Origin of the sequence: Actinomyces sp. S6-Spd3, from assembly GCF_000758755.1 — a bacterium.
Lineage (GTDB): Bacteria > Actinomycetota > Actinomycetes > Actinomycetales > Actinomycetaceae > Pauljensenia.
The window spans coordinates 1-24,391 of sequence record NZ_JRMV01000274.1 but is presented as its reverse complement, the minus strand read 5'-3'; the positions used below and the strand labels follow the sequence as shown (position 1 = coordinate 24,391).

21 protein-coding genes and 4 tRNA genes are annotated in these 24,391 nt (G+C 57.0%); 9 read left to right on the top strand and 16 right to left on the bottom strand.

The annotated features are described in order from the left end of the window. Positions 1-31: 31 nt before the first annotated feature. Positions 32-1,462, top strand: coding sequence for a hypothetical protein (locus tag HMPREF1627_RS03575; protein WP_034501214.1), 1,431 nt, complete (start codon positions 32-34; stop codon positions 1,460-1,462). Between the two features lie 133 nt (positions 1,463-1,595). On the opposite strand, the gene HMPREF1627_RS03570 is transcribed toward HMPREF1627_RS03575, so the two are convergent. The 6 genes from HMPREF1627_RS03570 to HMPREF1627_RS03545 form a co-directional block, all read right to left on the bottom strand. Beyond that, complete coding sequence (locus HMPREF1627_RS03570) at positions 1,596-2,609, bottom strand: vWA domain-containing protein (RefSeq protein WP_034501212.1); 1,014 nt, start codon at positions 2,607-2,609, stop codon at positions 1,596-1,598. Continuing rightward, a complete protein-coding gene (locus HMPREF1627_RS03565) occupies positions 2,606-3,088 on the bottom strand; it encodes a hypothetical protein (protein WP_034501211.1) in 483 nt (160 codons plus the stop codon). Before HMPREF1627_RS03565 ends, HMPREF1627_RS03570 begins: the two co-directional genes overlap by 4 nt. Next, on the bottom strand, positions 3,078-4,046 hold the full coding sequence (locus tag HMPREF1627_RS03560) for a DUF58 domain-containing protein (protein ID WP_034501210.1): 969 nt from the start codon (positions 4,044-4,046) through the stop codon (positions 3,078-3,080). Before HMPREF1627_RS03560 ends, HMPREF1627_RS03565 begins: the two co-directional genes overlap by 11 nt. Beyond that, positions 4,043-5,032 (bottom strand): AAA family ATPase, encoded by a 990-nt coding sequence (locus HMPREF1627_RS03555; protein WP_034501209.1) that lies wholly within the window; start codon positions 5,030-5,032, stop codon positions 4,043-4,045. Before HMPREF1627_RS03555 ends, HMPREF1627_RS03560 begins: the two co-directional genes overlap by 4 nt. Before the next feature lie 74 nt (positions 5,033-5,106). Then, positions 5,107-7,125, bottom strand: a complete 2,019-nt coding sequence (locus HMPREF1627_RS03550) for a hypothetical protein (protein ID WP_234305236.1) — start codon at positions 7,123-7,125, stop codon at positions 5,107-5,109. A 115-nt stretch (positions 7,126-7,240) separates the two neighbouring features. Further along, entirely contained in the window at positions 7,241-9,079 is a 1,839-nt protein-coding gene (locus HMPREF1627_RS03545; RefSeq protein WP_034501208.1) for a phosphoenolpyruvate carboxykinase (GTP), read from the bottom strand. Between the two features lie 304 nt (positions 9,080-9,383). Between HMPREF1627_RS03545 and HMPREF1627_RS03540 the strand changes: the two genes are divergently transcribed. Genes HMPREF1627_RS03540 through HMPREF1627_RS03530 form a run of 3 tightly spaced genes read left to right on the top strand, consistent with a single transcriptional unit; the run spans position 9,384 to position 11,532 of the window. Then, positions 9,384-10,016, top strand: coding sequence for a DUF47 domain-containing protein (locus HMPREF1627_RS03540; RefSeq protein ID WP_081940753.1), 633 nt, complete (start codon positions 9,384-9,386; stop codon positions 10,014-10,016). A gap of 3 nt (positions 10,017-10,019) precedes the next feature. Further along, a complete protein-coding gene (locus HMPREF1627_RS03535) occupies positions 10,020-11,081 on the top strand; it encodes an inorganic phosphate transporter (RefSeq protein WP_034501206.1) in 1,062 nt (353 codons plus the stop codon). A 13-nt stretch (positions 11,082-11,094) separates the two neighbouring features. Further along, positions 11,095-11,532 (top strand): septum formation family protein, encoded by a 438-nt coding sequence (locus tag HMPREF1627_RS03530; protein ID WP_234305235.1) that lies wholly within the window; start codon positions 11,095-11,097, stop codon positions 11,530-11,532. Positions 11,533-11,536: 4 nt separating this feature from the next. Here HMPREF1627_RS03530 and HMPREF1627_RS03525 read toward each other — a convergent pair whose 3' ends face one another. The 6 genes from HMPREF1627_RS03525 to HMPREF1627_RS03500 all read right to left on the bottom strand — a co-directional run bounded on the left by HMPREF1627_RS03525 (position 11,537) and on the right by HMPREF1627_RS03500 (position 17,964). Then, positions 11,537-12,571, bottom strand: coding sequence for an NUDIX hydrolase (locus HMPREF1627_RS03525; RefSeq protein ID WP_234305234.1), 1,035 nt, complete (start codon positions 12,569-12,571; stop codon positions 11,537-11,539). 92 nt (positions 12,572-12,663) lie between these two features. After that, on the bottom strand, positions 12,664-14,121 hold the full coding sequence (locus HMPREF1627_RS03520) for a sulfatase-like hydrolase/transferase (RefSeq protein WP_052040826.1): 1,458 nt from the start codon (positions 14,119-14,121) through the stop codon (positions 12,664-12,666). After that, positions 14,118-14,972, bottom strand: a complete 855-nt coding sequence (locus tag HMPREF1627_RS03515) for a carbohydrate ABC transporter permease (RefSeq protein WP_034501204.1) — start codon at positions 14,970-14,972, stop codon at positions 14,118-14,120. The genes HMPREF1627_RS03520 and HMPREF1627_RS03515 overlap by 4 nt, the downstream gene beginning before the upstream one ends. Continuing rightward, positions 14,969-15,919: a carbohydrate ABC transporter permease gene (locus tag HMPREF1627_RS03510; RefSeq protein WP_052040825.1), complete on the bottom strand. Its 951-nt coding sequence runs from the start codon at positions 15,917-15,919 to the stop codon at positions 14,969-14,971. The genes HMPREF1627_RS03515 and HMPREF1627_RS03510 overlap by 4 nt, the downstream gene beginning before the upstream one ends. A gap of 1 nt (position 15,920) precedes the next feature. Next, positions 15,921-17,195: an ABC transporter substrate-binding protein gene (locus HMPREF1627_RS03505; protein ID WP_034501203.1), complete on the bottom strand. Its 1,275-nt coding sequence runs from the start codon at positions 17,193-17,195 to the stop codon at positions 15,921-15,923. 130 nt (positions 17,196-17,325) lie between these two features. Beyond that, entirely contained in the window at positions 17,326-17,964 is a 639-nt protein-coding gene (locus HMPREF1627_RS03500; RefSeq protein ID WP_034501202.1) for a hypothetical protein, read from the bottom strand. Between the two features lie 66 nt (positions 17,965-18,030). On the opposite strand from HMPREF1627_RS03500, the gene HMPREF1627_RS03495 reads away from it, so the two are divergent. After that, positions 18,031-18,102, top strand: a tRNA-Lys gene (locus HMPREF1627_RS03495). A 15-nt stretch (positions 18,103-18,117) separates the two neighbouring features. Here HMPREF1627_RS03495 and HMPREF1627_RS03490 read toward each other — a convergent pair. Genes HMPREF1627_RS03490 through HMPREF1627_RS03475 form a run of 4 tightly spaced genes read right to left on the bottom strand, consistent with a single transcriptional unit; the run spans position 18,118 to position 22,256 of the window. Beyond that, positions 18,118-19,056, bottom strand: a complete 939-nt coding sequence (locus HMPREF1627_RS03490; RefSeq protein ID WP_034501201.1) for an EamA family transporter — start codon at positions 19,054-19,056, stop codon at positions 18,118-18,120. After that, positions 19,053-19,970 carry an EamA family transporter gene (locus HMPREF1627_RS03485; protein WP_034501200.1) on the bottom strand — a complete coding sequence of 306 codons (918 nt, stop codon included), beginning with the start codon at positions 19,968-19,970 and terminating at the stop codon, positions 19,053-19,055. Before HMPREF1627_RS03485 ends, HMPREF1627_RS03490 begins: the two co-directional genes overlap by 4 nt. Positions 19,971-19,977: 7 nt before the next feature. Beyond that, positions 19,978-20,445, bottom strand: a complete 468-nt coding sequence (gene msrB, locus HMPREF1627_RS03480) for a peptide-methionine (R)-S-oxide reductase MsrB (protein WP_034501199.1) — start codon at positions 20,443-20,445, stop codon at positions 19,978-19,980. A gap of 2 nt (positions 20,446-20,447) precedes the next feature. Continuing rightward, on the bottom strand, positions 20,448-22,256 hold the full coding sequence (locus tag HMPREF1627_RS03475) for a mechanosensitive ion channel family protein (protein ID WP_034501198.1): 1,809 nt from the start codon (positions 22,254-22,256) through the stop codon (positions 20,448-20,450). 219 nt (positions 22,257-22,475) lie between these two features. On the opposite strand from HMPREF1627_RS03475, the gene HMPREF1627_RS03470 reads away from it, so the two are divergent. The 4 genes from HMPREF1627_RS03470 to HMPREF1627_RS03455 form a co-directional block, all read left to right on the top strand. Next, a tRNA-Glu gene (locus tag HMPREF1627_RS03470) sits at positions 22,476-22,548 on the top strand. A gap of 61 nt (positions 22,549-22,609) precedes the next feature. After that, positions 22,610-22,683, top strand: a tRNA-Asp gene (locus HMPREF1627_RS03465). 28 nt (positions 22,684-22,711) lie between these two features. Next, positions 22,712-22,787: transfer RNA gene (locus HMPREF1627_RS03460), tRNA-Phe, on the top strand. A 297-nt stretch (positions 22,788-23,084) separates the two neighbouring features. Continuing rightward, positions 23,085-24,391: Ig-like domain-containing protein (locus tag HMPREF1627_RS03455; RefSeq protein ID WP_234305233.1), on the top strand; the 1,307-nt coding region annotated here is incomplete at its 3' end.

Below are 24,391 nucleotides of genomic sequence, written 5' to 3'. Positions count from 1 at the left end.
AATACACAATCACCAGGAAATTCGAGGCAAAATGAAAACGCTCTCAAAGATTGCAACTGGTTCACTTGGACTAGCGCTCCTCTTTTCTTCCCTCACTGCCGTAGGCGCAAACGCCGTCGAGGCAGGCGCTGATGGACAAATCAACGGCGACCGTAGCTCCGGCTGCGTTGTCGACTGGACAGCACGCGCAATGCTCGATCAGAACATGAACAACATCCCTCGAGGACTGCGTGCCGGCCCCTACGCCACTTCGGGCTTCATGGAGAGCGTTCACCCTCGTCACGGCAGCCAAGCCATTCTTGAAAACCACCACTGGTTTAACCCAAACTTGAACCTTCAGTACTGGCGTATCCCGGTCGGCGCTAACTACGAAATCCTCCCCGGCGCTGAGCTGACAGTCGATCTTCCCGACGACATGACGAACATTCAGTTCTTCGGCGAGCTGAGCTCGCAGGTCGTCGACGGCGATGTTGATCGCTTCATGCGTGGCCAGACTTTCGGTGCACTTGCGTCGAACCTGCACTGGGACCTCGTTCCGACCGCAACCCAGACGGATGCAGCACGCAACATCTGGACCCTCAAGTTCAACCAGGGCTTGCCTCTGGGACACGCAGCTGTCATCGAATTTGTTGGTAGCGGTGACCACACCAAGCACTACGAGGCGACGTCTCACCTGAGCGGCCTGCGCGCCACCGACGAAAACGGCAACGCTTGCAGCCCCATCCCCGAGCCTTCGCTCACCGTGGGCCACTGCCAGGCGGGAGTCGTCGGCCGCACCGTCTTCTCCCCCTACTCGCAGGATATTGATCGCCGCGAGAAGTACGCCGATAGCTGGCACGGTACCGGCCAGCTCTGGGGTGAAGCTGGGGCAGACGGCTGGGATCCCTCACGCCAATACTCCGATGCTGCTGGCGCAACGCGTCGCATGCGCTTCTACGCCGCAACCACGCGCGAACTGAACAACGCAACGATGACCGTGAGCGCACCCCAGGGTGCGACCTTCGACGAGACATCGATCGCCTCTGCACTGACCCCCGGTGCTGGCCAGCTTGTTGCTAACGGCTTCTCACAGTCGGTGACGGGAATCTCCAACCCGACCGTGAGCGCCGATAAGAAGACGCTGACCTTCACCGTTGCACACATGCCTGAAAACTCCTCCTTGAGCGTTGAGGTGAACGCTGTGCTCACCGGAGAGAAGGCACACCAGACCCCGACCTCGAAGCCCATGGTCTTCTTCCACACCTTGGTTGGTTCCATCCCCGGATGTGACGTCTCGCCGACTCCGACCACACCGGCAACAACGCCTTCCACTCCGGCTACTCAGCCCACTCCTGAGCAGCCTCAGAACCCCAAGAAGCCCGCTCCCCTGGCACACACCGGTGCTGCAGGATCGTTGCTCGTGGGACTGGCAGGAATGAGCCTCTTTGCAGGCATGCTGGCACTCAAGCGTCGCCGCGCATGATCTAATTCGACAATAGGTGTGGGGGCCGCAGCACTCGCTGCGGCCCCCACATTTTTGTCTCTATGCCCAGGCGAGCATGCCCGACCCACGCGAGCGTGCTCGCCTGGGTGCGGGCATGCTTACATCAGGAGGGCTACAGCCTCGTCACTCCCAAAAGACCGAGGAAGGAAAGAATAGCGACGGCAAGCCAGCCCGCGGGAGTTCCCACGCGATCCGTGACGGTCACGCGAGCGTCACCTTCGATCTCGTTCACCTGCTTGGCCTCGATATCTTTAATAATCGAATCCACTGTATCCGAGCTCGTCATCTTGTAGAGGCGTCCCCCGGTCGACTCGACCTGGTTCTTCATATCCTCGCCATCCGTGCCCAGGTAATCACCGGGGAATAGCCCAATGACCTCAACCTTTTGACGCTTCGCGAAGTCGATCGCCTCGCTCAGGGAATAGAGCCCCTGGCCGAGCACCTCATTATCCGAGGCCAAAATAACGGTTCGCGAACGCTCCTGATCCGTGTGGTCGAAGCCCAGGACGCACGAGGCCAAGCCGTCGCCGATCTGAGAAGCAACTTGCTCGTCGGGATCGTCGGTTCCTTCCAGGTACTTCGCGAGTTCCCTCGAGATCCGGTAGCCGTTGGAGGTGCGCGCCAAAATACCGTTTTTCAGGACCGAGCTGAGCTCATCCAAGTATTCGGTCACCATCGGATAGTCATCGGTCAGCGGGAACTTGCGAACGGAACGACCACTCCACAGGTACAGGGAGACGCGCTCCCCATTAAAGTGCTCGACCAAGGTCTTGAAGGCTTCGCCGATTTCACTGTCGTAGTCCAGCATCGAACCAGAAGCATCAAGGCAGAGGACAATATCGCGCGAGGCAAGGCGTCGGTCTTCAACTCGACGATCAACCGGGTTCGCTGCGACAACAGCCAAAGATGCCGCGCCGACACAAAAAACAGCCAAGAGCGCGGCGACAATCATCCGCGTTTTACGCATGAGCGTGCGGTAACGGGGAAGGTTACGAACGTAGCCCGTATTGGCTACCCAGCCTCGCCTCTCGCTCGCATGGAGTTTCAAACCAACACGGCGCCATCCGATGGCCGCGCCAAGAACAATGACGACAAGGACGACCGCGATCAGGTATCCGTATCTCACGCCTTCACCACTTCCCTAGCCTTACCGGCAATGGCACTCGCATCGAAATATGTTTCGCTTCCATCGGCCTCGGACTCAGCTTTGAAACCGTGCTCGCAGGCTTCAAGGGCGTTGGCAAGTTCCGGCCACGTGGGCACAATTCGACGGATTTCATCAACTGTTGCGGTTTCAAGATCACGTCCACTGCGTTCAGTGCCTAGGGCCCTCAAAATACCGGCGATTGCCAAGTGAACCCCACGTTCATCAAGGTCTTTCGACTGCAGGCGTCCCTCGACCTCGTCAACGAAGCCCAAGTAGCGCTGACGGCGCTTCTCATCCAGAGGGATCAGGGTGACCTGTTCTTCTTCACCCCCGCGGCTCGATCGAAGCCAACGGATGACCCACACGCCGATCCACACAAGGGTCGCAGATAGGAGTAAAACGCCGACAATCCACATCCAGTGCGGGTAATTGACGACTTCACGCAGTTCACCGGACACGATTTTCCCTTTCCAGTGCGGACAAAAGGGTTCGCACGACTTCAGCGCTCGAGGACACGCTCACCCGTGTAATCCCAGGGATATCGAGGAGCTGACGCACAACTTGGCGGCTCTGCTCCGCACGCACAGCGGCCTCGGAAGCAATCTGCGAATCTTCCAAAAGGAATCCGGGCAAGGGACCGGCATCAACGTCAACGATACGCGTCCCCTTGGGAAGCTTCGTGGGATCGGCGTCGGCAACCTGCATGACGATCATGCGGTGGTGGACACTCAATCGCTTGAGTAATTCCAGCGCACGAGGCGTGGGCTGGGGATGCGTTTCATCCGTAACCAAGACGATGAGGGAGCGCCGATGCGTTGCCGCTTGCACTCGCGCAAGCAAGGTCTCCAGATCCGAAGAGGGCGAACGCAAGTCGATATCTTCTTCGAGGCGCCGCAAAATCAGCTCAATATGAGCATTACCCGAGCGTGCGGGCATATGACGCATCCGCCCCTGGCACCCAGAAACCAGACCGACCTGGTCACCGCGACTGGATGCAAGCCACGCGATTGCCTGGCAGATCGTCAGAGCAATAGCTTCCTTACTTTCCCCAGAAGGAGCAAGCGCGCTCATGGAACGACCGGTGTCAACGACCAGGACAACCTGCACATTCGCGCTGGCCTCGTAACGTTTGACGATCGGAGTTCCGGTTCGAGCGGTCGCAGCCCAGTCGATGTCTTTAACGTCATCACCGGGCTTGTATTCGGCCATGTCCATGAATTCCCAGCCCTGTCCCGCGCGCGCAGAATAGTGCTGGCCCTCCATGAGAGACAGAAGTTTGCGCAAGACAGGCAATTGGGTCCGGCCAGCAAGGGCACGCAGCTGAGAACTATTCGTTCGCGCCTTCTGGTGCTGGTCGACATTGCCCAGGGTCTGCGAGCCTTCCTCGACGACCCCTCTCTTAATGATCGGGCTCACGGCACCGCTACCGCAGAGAAGACGGCATCAATGAGGCCGTCGACGGAAATATCATCCGCCATTGCGTCGAAGGTACGGATGATGCGGTGACGCAAAATCGGGTGGCGAAGTTTCTTAATATCCTCAGGCATGACGTAGTTACGCCCCTGCATGAGGGCAACTGCCTGGCTGACACGCATCAGGGCAATGCCACCACGAGGCGAAGCACCCACGCGCACGTGCTGAGAGAAACCGGGAAGCGGGTTCGGCCCCATACCGCGAGTGGTGTTAATCAGGTCGACGATGTAGGCCTTCAAGGTGTCGTGCAGGAAGATGCGACGAGTCATCTGCTGAAGGAAGGTCAGTTCTTCCAAGGTAATGGGCTCAACATCGATGGGCTTATCCATGCTTCCCGAATCAATCCTATTGAGGACTTCGAGTTCTTCGAGAGGCTGGGGGTAGGTGATGATTTCCTTCATCAAGAAGCGGTCCATCTGTGCTTCGGGGAGCACGTAGGTACCTTCTTCTTCGATGGGGTTTTGGGTTGCCATGACCATGAAGGGCTTGGGCAGTGGGTAGACGGTTCCACCGATGGTGGTCTGGCCTTCCTGCATGGCTTCAAGCATCGCGGACTGGGTCTTTGCCGAGGAACGGTTAATTTCGTCCAGGAGCACGATATTGGCGTGGACGGGGCCCAACTCGGTCGTCATCTCGTTTTGTGCTTGGTTCCAGATGCGCGTACCGACGATGTCGTTTGGCATGAGGTCCGGCGTGCACTGGATGCGATGGAAGCTTCCTGAGATTGCCATTGCGATGGTCTGGGCCGCCGTGGTCTTTGCAAGACCGGGCACCGATTCCATGAGGATGTGTCCCTGTGCAAGAAGTCCGACGATCAGGGTTTCCCTGAGCTGCTCTTGGCCAACCACGCGCTGCGCGAAGATCTTCTGGATGCGGTCCAGGAGCTCTTTGCTGCGCTTGAGCTCATCATCGGTGAGGTATGTAGACATTCAGGAAACTCCCGGGTGATTGAATAATTACCAATATCTTACTGGTTTTCAGCAGCTCATTCCGACTCGCAACTTCACTGCCCCGTCTGAGCGGGCGTTGGAAGCGAGAACGGAGGAATTGAGAAGGTCGGAACCGTTACCGAGATCGTTGGAAACGGCGTGACATGTGGGATATTCGTTTGTTTTGGACTCGAATGGACATAAGAGCGCCAAATCCCGAATATCAGCGCAATGATGAGCCAGACAACCCACCTCTTGCTTTTCGTGTTCCGCACAGTGGAATCATGGGGCGAGAGATCCACATCATTGTTCGTCAGGCGCATGCGTCGTCGCCGTTTCCATCGCGCACGTCTATTCCCTGCCGAGGCCGAGCCCGCTTGGGCAGGCATCGACGGCCGAGCAGCCGCGCGGCCTCGTTGACGGGGTTTCTCGGGCACAGCGGTAGGCGTGGGGAGGCTGAGACGGGAAAGATAGTCAGGAAGAGGCTGAATCGTTCCCTCTTGAAGGGCGCTGGGGCCCTCGTGAGTGAAGCGATCGACCAGAGCGATTTCCTCATCAAAGAGCGGCTCGATTGTGACGACTGGAACCCTGGAGGACAGGTCTTGCATGAGCGAGTCCAACACCACCACGGATTCGGGGGAAATGTACGCCTCGGGATAGATCGGGAGGAAGCTTCCATCACTATCGATGAGGACCGTGGCCTTTCCTGAGCGAAGCAGACACCTCACGTCTGACACCCTGATCTCAATTCGTCGCACGACCTGGGAGGTGTCGCGTTCCTTGGAGGCGTCATACCACTGGGCAACCACACGCTCGGGAGAGACCATCAGGTGATGCGGGAGGGCAAGCGCATAGCCGCTGAGGCTCTCTGGGACGCTTGAGAGAAGATCTGTTCCCTCGGTGGAGGGGAAGGGAAGCGCTTCCACCGGTTCGGGCACGCAATGAGTGGTTGCGAAGCGATCGTAGGTGCTCTTCGGCGCGGTCAGCAGCGGGAAGCGTTCAAGCAGCTCGGGCGAGGCGACATCAGCGGCAATGTGGGCGCGTGCCGCTACTTTGTTGATAAGTGCGAGGACCTCGTCACGCGTTGGAATACTATCGTCGTTAATGCGGTGCAGGTGCTGGGAAACCTCCAGGTTTTCATCGTCTTTATGACGATTAATGACCTGTTGAAGGTTGACGGTGAAGTCACGATCCGGGTCGAAATAGGCATCAAGGAAACGGCGCGCGTCCTCGAATGAATCCAAGTCGTCGAAACGGATCATCGCAATGAGATCAGGTGCGATCGAGTAGGCATCCGTCGTTACCTTGAAATCCGAGTATTTGGGATCCAGTGAGCGCAGGATATTTGTCGCATCCATTGCAATTGCCCATCGGGCGACGAGTCCGGCACGTGTCAGGGGAACCGCAAAGGAAAAGAGGTAGTTCAAGCCGCATTGCCATTGACTGCCGCGTAGGTACTGGTCTCGTGGAATGCCTTCATCCACAGCAAGCAGGTCGTCAAGATCCAAAGAATCGGGTTCACGATCGAAGCCAAGACCAAGAAAATCAGGCTCTGTCGTCACAAGAACACAGGGATAACGTCCTTCGAAGGGAGAGAGTTTCCGCGCAAGATCACATGCTGACGCAAAGTAGCGATCGGCCTCGAAAGTGGTGGTATCACTGCGGAAAACGGAGAGCAAGGCTTCATTGATCCCCGTTCTGTTTGCCACGTCAGCAGTCCACATCGACGTTGCGGGAGCACGTCCTGAAACGGGGAGCAAAAGCTCTGGATGCTCAAAGCAAGCGGGAAGACGCAGCCATGCCTGACGGACGATCTCACGCGGTCCATGGACGCGGATATCGATCTCTGAAAAGTAGGTCAGGCACTCAACTTGAGCGACATCGAACTTTCCGGGTGCGTATTCGACGGGACGCTGAAGTTCGGTTCGAATGGATTCCATCAGAACGTGAAGAGCGCCCATTTCCTCAGGTTTCACGTCAAGAGTTCCATAGGCCAGGGTCAGGCACATCCACAGTTCTCCCGGCTTTTCAACAACCGGATCCATTACGGCCCATTCAAAGCCGTTAATGAACTTCCACTGTTTGGCGACCACACCCCATCCTTTCCTATAAAAAGCCTTTTCTACTCTAAAACATAGAGGCAAATAAAACACAAGCGGGTGGCTCCCCTCTCGGGGAGCCACCCGCCTTGATGCTAGCTAGACGCTATCAGGCCTGCTTTGCAGCAGCGATACGAGCGCGGAACTTCGCGAGCTGCTCGGTGATAGCTGCGGGGAGCTTGTCACCGAACTGCGAGAAGTATTCCTCGGTGTCGTCCATTTCGGCTGCCCATGCGTCGGGGTCGATCGCAAAGAGCTTGGCCCACTTGGCCTCGTCGATGTCCAGGCCATCGAGGTTGAAGTCCTCGAAGTGGGGGTAGCGACCGGTGACACCGTCGATTGCCTCGACCTCACCAGCTGCACGGCGAACGATCCAGTCCAGAACACGGGAGTTATCGCCGTATCCGGGCCACATGAAGTTGCCGTCTTCGTCCTTACGGAACCAGTTGACCTGGTAGACCTTGGGGAAGTTCTCGCCCAGCTTGTCCTGCATCTCGAGCCAGTGGCCCCAGTAGTCGGCCATGTTGTAGCCACAGAAGGGCAGCATGGCGAAGGGGTCGTGACGCAGCGAACCGGCCTTGACGTCGGTTGCAGCAGCGGTGACCTCGGATGCAACGGAAGCACCGATAAACACGCCGTGTGCGGGCTCGTACTGCTCGGCGACCAGCGGCACGTTGGTGGCGCGGCGGCCACCGAAGAGGATCGCGTCAATGGCGACGCCCTCGGGTGCTTCCCAGTCGGGGCAGATGATGGGGCACTGAGAGGCGGGAACGGTAAAGCGGCTGTTCGGGTGAGCAGCCTTTTCGCCGGACTCGGGGGTCCAGTCGTTGCCGTGCCAGTCGATCAGGTGAGCCGGAACTTCACCGTCGATGCCTTCCCACCACACATCGCCATCGTCGGTCAGTGCAACGTTGGTGAAGATGGAGTTGGCCTTTGCGGTCTCCATTGCCATGGGGTTGGTCTGGTAGGAGGTTCCCGGTGCAACACCGAAGAAGCCTGCCTCGGGGTTGATGGCGCGCAGGCGGCCATCTGCACCCGGACGCATCCAAGCGATGTCGTCACCCACGGTCTCGACCTTGTAGCCGGGGATGGTGGGCTGGAGCATGGCGAGGTTGGTCTTGCCACAGGCGCTTGGGAATGCAGCGGTGACGTGGAACTGCTGGCCTGTGGACTCGCGGGTCAGGCGCAGGACGAGCATGTGCTCTGCCATCCAGCCGTCGCGGCGTGCCATGGTCGAAGCGATACGCAGTGCGAAGCACTTCTTGCCCAGCAGCGCGTTGCCGCCGTAACCGGAGCCGAAGGACCAAATTTCGTTGGTCTCGGGGAAGTGGGTGATGTACTTCTCGTCGTTGCAGGGCCAGCTGGAATCTTCCTGACCGGGCTCCAGCGGAGCGCCGACGGAGTGAACGGCGGGAACCCACACGCGGCCCTCATTGATGAGGTCCATGGCAGCCGCACCCATACGGGTCATGATGCGCATGTTGACAACGACGTAGGGAGAGTCGGTGATCTCAACGCCGAGCTGGGAGATGGGGCCACCCAGAGGACCCATGGAGAAGGGAACCACGTACATGGTGCGGCCCTTCATGGCACCCGTGAACTTCTCGTGCAGGGTTGCCTTCATTTCCTTGGGGTCTGCCCAGTGGTTGGTCGGGCCTGCGTCTTCTTCCTTCTCACAGCAGATGAAGGTACGAGACTCAACACGCGCAACGTCAGAGGGCTTGGAACGGGCGAGGAAGCAGTTGGGGCGCTTCTCTTCGTTCAGCTTGGTGAACATGCCGCTCTCAACCATCTGAGAAGTGAGGCGATCCCACTCTTCCTGGGAGCCGTCAGCGAACTCCACACGATCAGGGGTGGTCAGCGCTGCAATTTCAGCAACCCACTTGATGACATCTTCGGGAGCGTTTGCCGGAGCGGCTGCACGCACATCCTGTTCGGTCACGGACATTTTGCCTCCTGAGGCACTCGGTGATTCTGGGGCGCGGTCACGCCCCGATCTACGTCTCTAATCATCTCTCACCACACCGGCATTTGCGCGGGCGATAGGTCCCTTTTGGGCTGAAAATTCTGACAAATGCGTCAACTTTGGCGACGGAATGCCCAAGTTTTCCCGAGAGATCCGAGCTTTCGGGCATAATGTGGCAATAGACACACTACTCAGCAAGAAGTTCCTGCCTCGGTGAACTTGAATATGCAGTGTGTAATGGATGACGATTGCCTTGAGGCAATCTCAACACAATCGGAGGAACATTATGGGGATCCGCAACAGAACGCAGGGCCCAAATTTCTTTGAATTCTTCACCCAGCAAGCAGACAAGCTCGTTGCGGGCGTCGAAATTCTTGCTCAAATCTACGCTGCTTCCCCCGAAGAGCGAGTCGCACTTCGCGATCAGCTTCACGGCGTTGAACACCAATGCGATGAACTCAATCACGAGATCTTCCAGCGCATTAATTCGTCCTTTATTACCCCCTTTGACCGCGAGGATCTTCAGTCCCTGGCCGCTCACCTCGATGATTGCATGGACTTCATCGACGAGGCCGGTGACCTCTTGGTCCTGTACGGCATTACTAACATTCCCGAGGAGATCCTGACCCTCCTCAAGTCGCAGATCGCGGTTCTCACCCACTGCGCAGAACTGACCGCGCAGAACATGCCGGCGCTGAAGTCTCCCGTCGACATGCGCGATTACTGGATCGAGATCAACCGCCTCGAAAACGAAGGCGACCTCACCTACCGCCGTGCCCTGACGACTCTTTTTGACTCCGGCCTCGACCCCATCACGATCATCAAGCTCAAGGATGTTGTCGAAAGCTTGGAAGCCTGCGCTGATGCTTTCGAGCACTTGGCAAATATCATCGAGTCCCTCGCACTGAAGGAATCCTGAGTCGTGGATCTTAACCTGATCCTGGTTTGCGTCGTCATCGCCGTTGCCCTGTTCTTCAGCTACACCAACGGCTTCCACGACGCAGCAAACGCGATCGCCACTTCGGTTTCCACAAAAGCCTGGACGCCTCGCGCCGCCTTGCTTATGGCAGCAGTCATGAACATTCTCGGCGCGATGATGGGGACCGCAGTCGCGAAAACAATTGGCGAGGGAATCATCTCCATCAGCCCATACGCTGAATCCACTCAGGTGGAAATGCAGCAAAAGGGCCTGGTCATCATCCTTGCAGCCCTCCTAGGCGCGTGTATTTGGAACCTCATTACGTGGTGGTTTGGTCTGCCTTCTTCATCCTCTCACGCACTTATCGGTGGCATGGTTGGTGCAGGTTTGATGAGCGGCACAGCCGTGTACTGGTGGGGAATCGTTAAGTCCGTCATCATTCCGATGTTTGCTTCACCAATCATCGGTTTCGTTGTCGGCTACATCGTCATGCGCCTCGTTCTCTTCCTTTTGCGCAATGCTCAATACCACCGCACCATGCGTCGCTTCCGCGCTGCCCAGCGTTTTTCCTCTGCGGCTATGGCGCTGGGACATGGTATCCAAGACGCGCAGAAGACCATGGGCATTATCGTCATGGCTCTTCTTGCCGGCGGCTACGGCGAAACACACCAGATCTACGATCCGGTAACCGGAGACATGACGGTCCCCCTGTGGGTCAAGATTTCCGGAGCCTTGGCAATTTCTTTGGGGACAATGGCTGGCGGCGGACGCATCATGCGTACCATCGGCCGAAAGATCATCGATCTTGACCCCGCACGAGGCTTTGTCTCAGAAGCGGTCTCCTCATCGATCCTCTACCTGTGCTCCTACGTTGTCCACGCCCCGATTTCAACGACGCAGGTCGTATCGACGTCGATTATGGGTGTGGGATGTACGAAACGGTTCTCCGCCGTGCGCTGGGGTGTTGCAGGTTCGATCGTGACGGCATGGTTCCTGACCTTGCCAGCAGCTGCTGTTGTGTCTGGAATCGTCTACTGGATCTGCGCACTCATCGTTGGCGTCTAGTACCCTCGATCGAGTGAAGTCCTTTTTTAACCGCATCTGTCTCGGTGTGCTTGCCTGTGTTTTGGGGGCAGGCACACTGAGCGGGTGCGGTTTTTCGTCAGTGATGCGCCTGTCGGTCGGCGCCTGCGTTCAGGTTCCTCCAACGACAAGCGCCTATTCCCTGGAAACCGTCTCTTGCTCTCGCCCTCACCAAGCTGAAGTGATCGCGCTACCAACGGTTGCGGGCGCAAATTTCCCCGAGGCCGCACAACTTGAAACGGACGCTCGCCGCGAGTGCGAATTGGCTTTCCGGTCCTACGTTGGGATCCCTGCTGAGGATTCTGCTCTTGATCTGCTCTGGCTTGCCCCAAGCCGCGAATCGTGGGAGCGCGGCGACCGACAGATCGTCTGCCTCGCAGCAGCAAACGGCCAACAAACCCTGAGCGGCTCAATCCACGACTCAGCGTATTAGACCGCTACTCTCCGGTCCTGGGCGCATGCCTTTCAACATCAAGGACACGAACCTGTCCCCCATGCACAACGGTGTGCAAAATAACCATCTCCGAGGCCGAAAGTTCTCTGGCATCGAGCGGAAAATTCATGCGCACACCCGAAGGCGTGAACTGCCGAAATACGTCAAAAATCCCGGGAAGCATGCTTCGCGGCGCACATAGGACCCGTGGTTCGCTGTCACTAATGAGCGCGCGAGCGAAGGCCTCGTCAGAGGAAGGGGAATTCACTCCAGCGGCGCGCGAGGGAAGCGCCTCGATGTCAACTCCCGCGAGTGCAGCCCACGGCCCCAAGGTCTGGCGGGTCCGCGCACTCGAGGTCGCCATTGCCCGGCGCACACCGTAAGACGAGAGCAGATCGACCAGCTCGAGGGCTTCTCGCACGCCAACACGCGACAGGGGCCGAGTCTCCTCGTCTCCCTCCCACTGTTGAGCAGAAACCGTGCGCGCATGAGGAAGCAGTGCCAGCGCGGTTGTAACGAGTTCGCCGCTGCGGCCTCGCATGACAAGTTCTGTCAACAGGCGCCGGTCCCCGCGCCGCGTTAGAAGATCGTGAGCGCGAGAAGTCGTCATCCACTGTGTTTGGTCGATTTCGCGCGAGGGTGCACGGTGGACGGGTTTGCGCAGGTGGACGAGGCCGTCGTCCTTTCCCCCGTCACTTTCCATCAGCGTTCCCACCCAGTAGCGCACTTCCTTGGTCTGCCCTGAGCCGAGGCGGTAGCGCTGGGTAGTCAGTGGCGCACCGAGGCGGATGACGTGGCCGGTTTCTTCTTCGACCTCGCGCACTGCTGCGACGGGAATAGTTTCTTTACCCTCAATCTTTCCCTTGGGCCACGACCAATCGTGGTACTGGGGACGGTGAACCAGCAGGACTTCGATGTCTCGTTCATCCAGCACTTCCCCGGGAATGATCGGTCGTGCGGGGTCGCGAAAGCGCCACACGAGAGCGCCACCTGCGCGAATGAGGCGCATCGGGGGCATGGGCTGAGGGCTGGGTGTCACGTTATTAACCCTAACGTAGAGTGAGCGCGGGTGTGGATCATACGCCGCACCCGCGCTCACTTCACCTGCCGGAAATGTCCGAAATGGTGTTTCTATTCCTCACCGAATTGGACGAAGGCCTCTGTTTCGCGGGAGCGCCACAGGGGCATGATCTGGCCAAGGCCAGTAACATCCAGACCAATACCGGAAAATCGTGGATCCTCATGGGCCTCAAACCAATGGTCAAGCTCGTTTCTCAACTCGGATTGAATTCCACTGTAGGTCGGATCATCGATGAGATTGCGGCGTTCATCGGGATCGCATTCGAGGTCGTAAAGTTCCTCTGGTCCTTCTTCACGCCAGACGTATTTGAGCATCCCACGTCGGATCATTCGTGCGGCTCCATATTCATCGAAAACTGCGACAGACTCGCTGCCCGACTTGCCTCGAAGGATATCGACCAGTGTGCCTTCGCCCCGGCGTTGATCATCCGCGCATTCAACCCCGGCCAATTCACACAAGCTCGTGAACAAATTGAGGCTAGAAATTAGTTCCTCGACCGGCGAGGCATACCCACGACCACGCTGCGGATCAATACCGACGGAAGCGGCGACGGCCTCGGGAATTCGAATCAGGAAGGGAACTCGTACGGAGTTATCCCAGAAGTTCAGTGGAAAAGTACCGTTTCCCTTTCCCCAGATTCCGTGATGCCCACAAGAGAAGCCGTTATCAGACATGAAGATCACGATCGTGTTTTCCCACTCCCCCTGTTTCTTGAGCTCATCGGCGAGGGCGCCGAACACCCGATCGACTCCGCTGAGCGCAGCACAGTAGCCACGAAGCGAAGGAACGGGATCTCGATAGGCATCAGAGAATTGATGTACCCGTTGGTAATCGGCCCAAGGATGGGGTTCCTCTCGTGGAATCGAAGGGAATTCCTCGTCTTCGTAAATGTCGAGGAGTTCATCGGGATGCTGGTCTTCTCCCCACGGATCGTGCGGAGCCGTTGTCGCAGCAAAGAGGAAGAAAGGTTTCTTTTCACTGCTTCCACTCGTCTCGGCCGCTCGCGTGCGAAGGAACTCGAGGGCATGGACGCCAACTGCATCGGTGAAGTACAACTCCTCCTCGGCCTCGTGACCATCTTTCCAAATCGGCGCCCCCATGTATGGGCCGCCCCCGTAGCGATGCGCGTACCAAGAGGAGAATCCCGGTGCAGGCTCGCAAGAGTCTCCTAGGTGCCACTTGCCACTCAGTGCGCAGGTGTAACCCGAGCGATGAAGAATCTGCGGGAGAGTTTCGAGATGGTCAAGGTAGGTGTCGGGATGAGCGCGAGGATGCCGAGTCCCCGTGAGCCAATCGTGCACACCGTGAGTGGAGGGCATGGTTCCAGTGAGGATCGATGCGCGCGCCGGAGAACACACCGGTGAGGGCGTGTGCATCTGCGTGAAGACATACGCCTCCGAGGCGAATTTTTCCAAGGCGGGCATGCGCAGTTCAGGCGTGATCCACGGAAGCGCCCACGGACCCTGATCGTCAGTGAGAAAGAGCAGGATATTGGGACGCAGGCTCATTCCTTGACACCTCCAGCAGAGACTCCGGCGGTGAAGTAGCGCTGACCGAAGAGGAATATCACGACGATTGGCAAGGTCATGAGAATGACCGCTGCCATGAGCAGGCTCCACTGAGTTGAGTTCTCTTGATAGAACACTGCGAGTCCTAATTGGAGCGTACGCATATCGTTTGATTTCACGGATACCAGTGGCCACAAGAAGTCGTTCCATGCTCCTTGGAAGGCAAGCACCGAAACGACCGCAACCGCTGGAAGCGCGAGGGGCGTGTAGATCTGCCAGAAAATACGTCCTTCACTTGCACCATCGACTCGTGCCGATTCACCCAGTTCATCGGGAAGATCCAAGTAGAACTGGCGCATCAAGAAAATACACAGTGCGGAAATGACGTGCGGAACAACCAAGGCCGCGTAGGTATCCAGTAATCCAGAGCCACCGTTTCCCCAAAGGTCGTTACCTCCCGCGAAGGGCACGTGGGTGACGATAACGAAAAGCGGGACCATCATGACTTCTGGCGGAACAATGATGAGCGCAATGAGGACGAGCATGATGGTCTTCTTGCCCGGGATCGGCATCTTTGCAAGCGCATAGCCAGCCATCGCGCATAAAAGGACCTGAAGTACCGTCGAGGCCAAGGACACGACTAGCGAGTTCGCGAAGAAGAGCGGGAAGTTCTCTGCACGCATGGCTTCAGCGAAGTTCGACCAGGCGAATTCATCTGGGATACCGAACTGTAATTCACGATCTGCCGGGGCTAGGGCAACCAAGAAAATTGAGGCCAAAGGAACAACGTATAGAGCTGTAATGATCAGGGCAAGGGTATGGAAGATGCCAGATCGAAGAATTTTTCTCATCGTGTCCCTCCAGAGTGCTCAAGCGTGCGCTCGGGGGTAGCACTGCGACGTGCTGCCCGGTTTTGGAACAGGCGAACGGGCAATCCAACGACGATCACCGTCGAGAAGAGCAGGACAGCAATGGCGCATGCTCGCCCAATGTCGAGGTAGGTGAATGCTGATTCATAGAGCTCGTAGACGATCGTTCGCGTGGAGTTTTCAGGGCCACCTTGGGTCATGACATAAGCCTGAGTGAACATTTGGAAACCACCCATTAACCAGGTGATTGCCACGAAAAACAAAGTGTTCTTCAGCTGCGGTATCACAACGTAAATCAAGCGACGAAAAGCACCGGCTCCATCAATTTGAGCGGCTTCAATGAGCTGGGGCGGTATCGCTTGGATTCCAGCCAACAAGATGACCATGTAGTAGCCCATGTTGCGCCACAAGGACACAAGCAAAATTGAGGGCATTGCCGTAGATGCTTCAGTGAGGAAGTAGATCTTTGGCATTCCCATGTCTTGGAGAAACTCGTTGATTGGTCCTGAAAATGGATCAAAGAAGAAAGACCAGAACAGGGCGACAATGACGTAGGACATCGCTTGCGGCATATAAACGATCGTTCTCATCACTGAGTTTCCATGCAGTTTTTGACTGAAGAGCATGGCGATCATAAAGGCGACTACGACGCCGATAGCAACCTGCCCGAAAGCGAAGTACAGGGTGTTACCGATTGCTTGTAGGAAGACCTGATCGGAGAAGAGACCAATGTAGTTCTCAAAACCAACCCACTCTGGAGGATTAATCAGGTCGTACTTGGTAAAGGAAAACACTGCTGCAAGTGCAAGAGGCAGGAGGGTGAAGAGAATGACTGCAACCCCTCCCGGGGCAATCAGTGACAGGCCGGCTCGTCGGCGCTGGCGTTCCAGCGCCGACGAGCAACGAGCTGTATTCAATTGACGAGCCATGTCAGTGCCCGAAGGCGTTGAGTTTCTGGTCTATTGCTGCAAGAGTCTCATCCACTCCCACTGATCCGCGGACTGCCGGATCAAGAAGCTTGTTGATGTCTCCGCCGAATTGCATCATGCCCGGGTGCGGGGGCTGTGATTGAGCGTCTTTTGCCAGCGCCATGAGCTGGAGTCCCGTTTCACCGAGCCACGAAGCCTCAGCCAGATCGGTACGAACTGGCAAAACACCATAGCTCTCATCAAAAGCACTCAGGTTGTCCTTTTCCATGAGGAAGGAGATGAACTCGAAGGCCTTATCGGGGTTCTTGGAGTTCTTTGCGATAGCGAGCTTGTTGATCCACGCTCCGGCAGCGCCCTTCGATGCCGAAGGACCAACCAGCGCGGGGCCAATGAGGAGCTGCTTGGCAACCTCAGGGTTCGTGCTCTCGGCGTTGTAGTAGTCGTTTCGAGATCCCAAGCCCATCGCCGACTGACCTGAAACCAAAGGACGCGCCCCACTTCCGGAGTAGACCAGGTGGTAGTCAGCGGTTCCTTCCTTGAAGCTCGTCACCAAGAAGTCCAAGGCTTCACGAGCTTGCGGGGAAGAGAAGTTCGATGTCCCGTCTTCTTTCCAGTACTTGGCTTCGTTTTGCATCATGAGCTGAGCGAATCCTTGCTGGAGGCCGATGGATTTGTCGGTGCCCCAGAAAATCGGAGATTCGCAAATCCCGGCGTCACGCACTTTGAGTGCGACTTGGTGGAATTCCTCCCATGTTGTCGGGAGTTTCGTTGTGTCAACACCGGCTTTTTCGAGGAGGTCCTTGCGGTAGACCGGAACGCGAAGATCAAAGCCGTAGGGAATCGAGTACTGCTTTCCGTCCCACTGTCCGTCTTTAAGTAGCTCTGGGAAAATCTTGTCTTTATCTGCCCACTTGTCCATGTACGGGCCAAGATCAAGAAGGGCTCCCTTATCAGCTAGCGGCGCGGTCCAGATCGCGCCGAGAGAAACGACATCGGCCATCTGCTTCGAGGCAGCTGCGGTCGTGTACTTCTGGAAGGCACTCCCCCAGTCTGAAGTCTGCAAAGTGACGGTAACACCGGTCTTCTTCTTGAATTCCGGTAGGACATTTTTCTCGATGTGCTCGATTGATTTCTGCGATGCTCCGAGCATCATGAAGGTGAGTTTTTCCTCGCTTCCTGAAGAGGATTTTGAGGCACCTCCAGAGCACGAAGTGAGCAGCGAAAGTGCTGCAATGCCCGCGATAAAGGCGGTTCCAAAGCGTCTACGAGTAGACATGGGTACTCCTTGTGAGAACAACTCGACTTTGAGAAATTCACACACCCCGTCGCTGTTACCTGCGTCATACTATCAGCCAGCTCAGACGATGCCAATACCTTTTGTAACTTCGCAATACTAAATAAAAGGCTCAATCCAAATCGCCGATGCGAGCACGGGAAGCGGCTCGCTCTAATTCCTGCGCGGTCATGACCAGCGCACGAGCACGCGTGGTCACCCCGTAGGCCAAGGCATCGTGCGGATCATCAATCCACTGCTGACCAACCCGAGGATCTCCAGCGGCAATAATCCGCATCGCACGTGCGATGGCAGTGAAGATCTCCTCAAGATCATCATCTGTGCGCTCTCCCAACAGCAGCGCATCAGCTTGTGCGATCACTTCATCAAGCGGCGCATCATTCAAGGGACGTTCAAGGCCCGGGACGCGTTCGGCAGCAAGTCCCAGAAGATACAGCTCTGCCACGATCAAAGGGTCACGGTGGTACCACTCGCGGAACAAATAAACCCGCCACAATGCACCGGGAAGAGTGAAATCCGGACTCGAGGCCCATAGCTCAGCAACCAGAGGGATCCCACCCGTGGAGACAAGCTCCTTCAAACGCGCAAGCGCATGAGCGTCGAAGTCTTCATCACCAACTCCAAGCAACGCCCAGGCAGTCGAGTGCGCGAGAACCGAGGAATCCGCCACATCCTGAGCGCCAACAATTGCTTCAGTCTGCGCATAGTCCAAGATCGCGGGACGCCTGGGGATGCGTTGCGTTTCGCCCATTTGCTCTCCTGCCATTAAGATGGTGGGGTTGGTTCGGTTTTCCGGCCACATAGCGGGAAATCCCGCGGGCCTATAGCTCAATGGTAGAGCAGCGGACTTTTAATCCGTGGGTTGGGGGTTCGAGTCCCCCTGGGCCTACTTCTTCTACGTTTTCTAGCTTTCTGCTTCTTCTGTGCCCCGGACACCGACAGATTCCACGGCTGCATCTTTCGCATTGACATCTGGATGTGCACGTCCTGCCAAGGACGCAATTCCCACAGCAATCGAAATGCACACCAGTCCCACCAGCTGCCAGAGGCTAGGAATCCGGCGCAAAAGCAGCGCACCGATCAGCGCAGAAGTTGCGGGAAGAAGCGCGGTAAACAAAGCGAAAGTCACAGCAGAGACCCGCTTCATTGCCATCGCCTCGAGCGTATAGGGAAAAACTGTCGACAAGAAGGCCAAAGCAACCACCGCAATCAGAACCCTGCGATCGCTGAAAGCAGCCATCGCACCGGGCCCAAGGATCGGTGCAGAGATCAACGCACTGAAAGCACACCCCAGCGACAAGTTGACCATCGCAGAGCTCGACGAGGCTGCTTTCTGCCCCAACACGATGTAAGTTGCCCACGATGCGCCGGCCGCCAGAATCCATACAACCCCAGCCAAGGTTCTCGGAGCACTCAAATCCAACCCAAGTCCGCCGATCGCACACACCCCGGCCAAGGCAAAGAAGGCAGCGATTCTTGGCACCCAGCCACGACCTCGTACAACAGCAACCGTCACAGGACCAAGGAACTCAAGCGAAACCGCAGCCCCCAGGGGAATGCGGGAAATTGCCTCGTAAAAGCAAGCGTTCATGCAGACCAGGGCAATGCCGAAGAAGAGAGCGCCCTTCAGGGTCGCTCGATCAAGGCCTCGCCACGGACGCACCCACGCACACAGAACCAAACCGCCAACGAATCCCCTCCACCAGGCGACCGAGGCCGGCTCGGCGACCGAGAAAGCGAAGACTGCAACTGCGGCGCCGCTGTATTGAATAAGCGCCGAGGCGACGATCAGAATTTGGGCAGGAACACGGTTGATCAGGGATACGGGAGCTCGATTCGTCACGAGGCCAATTCAACCATTTCATGCACTTCTTCGGCGAGAACAACGTGATCCTTGGTGCCATGTCGGGATGCGATCGCAACCGCGAAGGAGATCAAGAGAAGACCAATCATCTGCCATAGGGTCGGAATCTGGCGAAGAATGATGATTCCAACAAGAAGCGAGGAAGCGGGAGAAAGCGCGGTGAAGAGTGAGAAATCCGCCGCCGAGACGCGGTGCATCGCAATAGCCTCGAAAGAGCAGGGAACAATCGTTGACAAGACTGCCACAACAATGACGATTCCCAGGATGCGAGGTTGAGTGATCGCGGGAGAAGCTTGGTGGAGAACAAAAGGCGCAACGATCAGCCCGCTCAGCGCACAGCCCACAGCAAGGTTCGTGACTCCCGATCGCTTCGAAGCAACGCGCTGGCCAAGGAGAATGTAAATCGCCCAGGCGGCTGCGGTGAACGCGGCCCATTTCATGCCAGTGAAGGTGCGCGCATCGGACAGGTCAAGGCCCAAACCGCCAATGGCAACAACCCCAGCCATCGCCAGAACTGCGGCAATTCTTGGGCCGATTCCTCGGCCTCGGACAACGGCAACAACAACGGGGCCAATGAACTCCATTGACACCGCTGCCCCCATCGGCAAGTAATCAATTGACTCATAGAAGGCGACATTCATTGCCAGCAGGGACAAGCCAAAGAGTGCCGATTCAAGAAGATCTCTCCAGGTCAGCCCGGCCCTCCACGGACGCCTCAGCGCGCATAGAAATATGCCCGCAATGAAGACGCGCAGCCACGCGATAACACCCGGCTCAAGCGCGGAAAAAATCGTGACTGCAAACGCGGCACCACTGTACGCACTGAGCGCTGCGCCGATGATCAGAACGGGCGCAGAAACATGTGTGAGGAGTGCACGAAGATGGGAGAGCACCTACCCACTATGCCATAGCGGCAGGTACAAAATGAAGACTCAACGAGTTCATACAAAAGCGATTTCCAGTGGGCTGATCTGGTGCGTCGTCAAAAATGTGGCCGAGATGCGAATCGCAGGTTGCACAACGCACTTCAATGCGCCTCATTCCATGGGAAATATCCTCGAAGTAGTTGACGGCTCCGGGAAGAGACTCATAGAAACTTGGCCATCCGCAGTGCGAATCGAACTTGGTTGTCGAGGGGAAGAGCTGCGCCCCGCATGCGGCACACACGTAGGTTCCTTCCCGCCGTTCCTCCAATAGCTCACCGGTGAAAGGCGCTTCGGTTCCAGCCTGACGCAAGACAAGGAACTGCTGGGGACTTAAACGCTCACGCCATTCCTCTTCGCTTAAATGCACACTTGGGGCACTTTGCTCACTGCGGGCGAGGTGTTCGAGTTTCGTTGCGCGATCGCGGGTGCGAATAATTTTCATGATCAATTCCTCTCGCTTCGAGGCTCCGGAAGGGGGCGGGTCGCATCTTGGGGAATGCGCGGGCCACCGTCTTTACGCGCCGCTTCTTCTTGGTGGCGCTTTGCTGCCGCCTCGCGTTCAGCGAGGACATCTTCACCCGGTCCGGCGTAGATTTCGTTGCGTTCATCGGCCTCGGGAGATCCCGAAAAGAGACGTTCCCCGCGGATCACTGTTTCCTCGGGGTGAGCACCCGTTTCCTGGGGTCGAGAAGGTGCCGAGGCGGCGGGAAGCACCGCGGTTTCCTGCGGCGCGGGGTGAAGCTTGCCGAGGCGCGCGTTGGCCTCTGCGACCTTCTGTGCCAGTTGCTCGGCAACGAGAGAGTGGAGCATGGTCTGCGTGAAGACTTGAGTTTGTTCTTCGGCGGGGCTGGGGGCAACGCTTCGGATACTTCCCGTGTCCGCCAATTCGCGTTGACGTTGCGCCATTGCGCGCCTGCGCGCTCGCTTTGCCTTTTGTCGCGCGGCAAGCAAGCGCACCTCGTGCACGGCATCTTCCCCCTCCCCTGTCGAGGCCGTGGGCGAAGTGGAAACTGGAGAGTCAGGTGAGTGTGTGGTGTGCGCATCAGGGGCACCGGTCGTATCAACCGCGATACCCGACAGTTCCTTTGCGAGGCGGGCGATGGCCTCGCGAGAAGTATCGTGCTGGATGCTTTGAATATCGAGGGGCTGAATGCGGGTCAATGGACGTACTGCAGGTTCTTGCTCAGCAATCCAGCGGATCATGTTTTCGCGCAGGTAGCAGCGCAGGTCCCACAGTGTCCCAGAATCCTTTGCGGAAACGACGATGCGAACCGTGATGGTCGTTGCATCCGAGTCGGCGACTTGGACGGCCCACGAGCGCCCGTCCCACAAGTCCGTTGCCAAGAGAAGTTTTTGCACCTGGTTTCGGATCAGGGTCATGGGAGCGGCCCAATCCAATTTGAGCTCGACAGAGCCGAGCTGTTTGGCGGCTCGACGCGTCCAATTTTCGAAAGTGTTTGAGGTGAAATAGGTAGAGGGGACAATAAGTCGACGTTCATCAGCGAGGCGAACAACGATGTACGAGAGGGTAATTTCTTCGACTTTTCCGGAGGGAGCATTCGTTCCCCCAGCGACCACGACATCACCCACACGGATCGCATCAGTGAATGCGAGCTGGATTCCTGCAAAGACATTGCCCAAGGTTTGTTGCGCGGCAAGACCGGCGATGACGGAGATGAGACCGGCAGAGGCCAGAACGGTCGTCATCGCTTGGCGGGCGGCATCGAAAGTGAAGAGAGCGAAGCAGACTCCGACGATGATGATGAGGACTTGGAGTAAGCGACGAATGATTTGCGCTTGGGTTTCGAATTTACGGGAGACACCGCCGTCACGTGCCTGACGGATTTGCGTAGCATCTTCGAAGATCCAGGCGCAGTTATAGATCATCCAAGTCGTCGTGAGAACGGAAACGATGAGCAGGACATGCGAGGCGAAACCAACTAATCCACCGTTCGACCAATCAGAGAGAGTCGTATTGACGAGCATCACCTGCAGGCCGATCCATGCGCCCCATGACAGAGCTGTCAGATAGAAGGAGGTGCGAACTCGTTTAACGATGGCGGCAAAGTAGCGCGAGCGGCGGGCAATCGGTCGCACGATGATGGCGATTACGAGAGCGACGAAAAAGCCGATGGCAGCACCAACAAGAGTAGCAAAAACAAGCGATGCGACATTGAGAGCATTGTCGACTGCTGCCTGGGTAATCCCCGAGGGGGAAGGCGAAGGAGAGGAATCGTCTAGAGGAAAAATCATCAAACCATCCTTATGTCGCTCATCATCTTCTCAATCAAGCCTATGCGCGATCAATGAAAAGCGCCTGATGCTTGCGTGAGAGACAATGACAAAAACATGCACCATTTCAACGAAAAGTCCTTGTGTGACGGTCATCACTGTCATTCTTTTTGCTTTAACGGCACGCTTCTGCCTAATATTCTCTTCGTCCTCGGACGCCAGACCGGTGGCCGAACAATGGCCCCCATCGTCTAGAGGCCTAGGACACCGCCCTTTCACGGCGGCGACACGGGTTCGAATCCCGTTGGGGGTACTTCTTCGAAGTCGTTCGTGTCGACAGTGAAGAAAAATTCAATAGGCTTCACCTATTGTGAGGCCCCGTAGCGCAGTTGGTTAGCGCGCCGCCCTGTCACGGCGGAGGTCGCGGGTTCAAGTCCCGTCGGGGTCGCAAGACCAGGCCAGCAGGTTTCGGTCCTGGCTCTGTAGCTCAGTTGGTAGAGCGTTCGACTGAAAATCGAAAGGTCACCGGATCGACGCCGGTCGGAGCCACCAGATAAAACCCCCGCAACGCGGGGGTTTTGCTTTATCATTTCACACCAAGCACTGCGCGCTAACTTTTCCACGTTGCCATCTTGTCAACAATGTGAGCTACGTAACGTTTCTTCTTCAACAACCCGAACGCACCCCTTACAAAGCGCAGCAGCATGCGACTCAGTCACCCTCCCACCTTCCCAAAAACATAGAAGGGAAGGAGGGCTTCCATACCCAAAAGCGATACGCACTTGAATCCCCACACCAAAACTCACTAATATTTAGATATCCCACACAGATATTTCAGGAGATTTTAAGGTGTTCACACGCGTAAAAAAGGCTGCGGGATCAGCAGTTTCGGGGCTCGCAATGCTCCTCTCTTGCTTCCTCGCATTGGCATACATTGTTGTTTCTCAGGCAGGTGCTTCTCAGGCAGCAACCATCAATGACATCGTTAAAGATGTCCACCTTTCTGGCGTCAGTGGTTCTACCAAGCTCGGCATTGGCACCATGATGCAGGTCGACTTCGCCATCGATGGGACCGGCAAGAACATTCGTGAAGGCGACACCTTCACTATCCAGGCTCCCGCAGAGCTCAATACCTTCGCAGCAACCGGCACGAAGCTTGAGTTCGACATGACGGCTCCCGACGGTGCAGTTGCGGTCAAGTGTTCGGCTCCCGCACCTCAACCCGGTGCGATCATCACCTGCACTTTCACCGATTACGCGAATACTCACCAGAACATCACCGGCACCGGCTGGGCGAAGATGAGCGCTGCAGCAAAGACCAATGCAGCTGCGGTCACCTTCACCATTGACGGTAAGCCCGTCTCTGTTCCCCTCCCCGGCGATGGCACCGGAATCGGTGATACCAATCTCGGAAAGACCACCAAGCACAACAAGGGTGGCACCGTCGACAGTGACGACGCCTCACTAATCAACTGGTCGATCAACGTCATCGAATCAGGAATCTCTGTGAGCACCATTACCGTCGAGGACATCTTCCAAGATGACAACGGCGGCTACACGCTAGCTAATGAGCCTTCAATGTCCGTGTGGGCAAACGGTGATGATTTCCCGCTGGGCGAGTCAACCTCTGTGTCCAACGGCGACGCCATCAACGGCGGTGTCTTCACCGTGACGAAGAAGGCGGATGGCACCGGCTTCACCGCCACTTGGCCCAAGGGCACCGGAAATGCGGTGTACTCGATCTCCTACAACACCAAGATTAAGAACCCGGCTATGGTCGGAAAGTCCGCAACCTTCAAGAACAACGCTTCGGTGAACGGAGTTGTCCTTAACGGTAAGGCTGTGATCACTGCTGACGGTGGCGGCTCCACCGAAGACAACACGACCACGACTCCTACCCCGGCCGTGACAACAACTCCGACCCCGACGGTCACAACCACCACGCCTACTCCCGTGGTGACCACGACCCCGACCCCCGTCGTCACGACAACAACTCCCTCCACCCCCACCACCACGGCAACAACCACGCCTACCCCGGCGGTAACGACGACTCCGACCCCGACGGTCACAACCACCACGCCTACTCCCGTGGTGACCACGACCCCGACCCCCGTCGTCACGACAACAACTCCCTCCACCCCCACCACCACGGCAAC

What these genes read in the sequence shown, in the direction of transcription:
- HMPREF1627_RS03555 (WP_034501209.1), bottom strand. Translation starts at nt 5,032, where the DNA reads ATGTCTACATACCTCACCGATGATGAGCTCAAGCGCAGCAAAGAGCTC.
- HMPREF1627_RS03505 (WP_034501203.1), bottom strand. Translation starts at nt 17,195, where the DNA reads ATGTCTACTCGTAGACGCTTTGGAACCGCCTTTATCGCGGGCATTGCA.
- HMPREF1627_RS03500 (WP_034501202.1), bottom strand. Translation starts at nt 17,964, where the DNA reads ATGGGCGAAACGCAACGCATCCCCAGGCGTCCCGCGATCTTGGACTAT.
- HMPREF1627_RS03510 (WP_052040825.1), bottom strand. Translation starts at nt 15,919, where the DNA reads ATGGCTCGTCAATTGAATACAGCTCGTTGCTCGTCGGCGCTGGAACGC.
- HMPREF1627_RS03515 (WP_034501204.1), bottom strand. Translation starts at nt 14,972, where the DNA reads ATGAGAAAAATTCTTCGATCTGGCATCTTCCATACCCTTGCCCTGATC.
- HMPREF1627_RS03545 (WP_034501208.1), bottom strand. Translation starts at nt 9,079, where the DNA reads ATGTCCGTGACCGAACAGGATGTGCGTGCAGCCGCTCCGGCAAACGCT.
- HMPREF1627_RS03575 (WP_034501214.1), top strand. Translation starts at nt 32, where the DNA reads ATGAAAACGCTCTCAAAGATTGCAACTGGTTCACTTGGACTAGCGCTC.
- HMPREF1627_RS03475 (WP_034501198.1), bottom strand. Translation starts at nt 22,256, where the DNA reads ATGATTTTTCCTCTAGACGATTCCTCTCCTTCGCCTTCCCCCTCGGGG.
- HMPREF1627_RS03520 (WP_052040826.1), bottom strand. Translation starts at nt 14,121, where the DNA reads ATGAGCCTGCGTCCCAATATCCTGCTCTTTCTCACTGACGATCAGGGT.
- HMPREF1627_RS03540 (WP_081940753.1), top strand. Translation starts at nt 9,384, where the DNA reads ATGGGGATCCGCAACAGAACGCAGGGCCCAAATTTCTTTGAATTCTTC.
- msrB (WP_034501199.1), bottom strand. Translation starts at nt 20,445, where the DNA reads ATGAAAATTATTCGCACCCGCGATCGCGCAACGAAACTCGAACACCTC.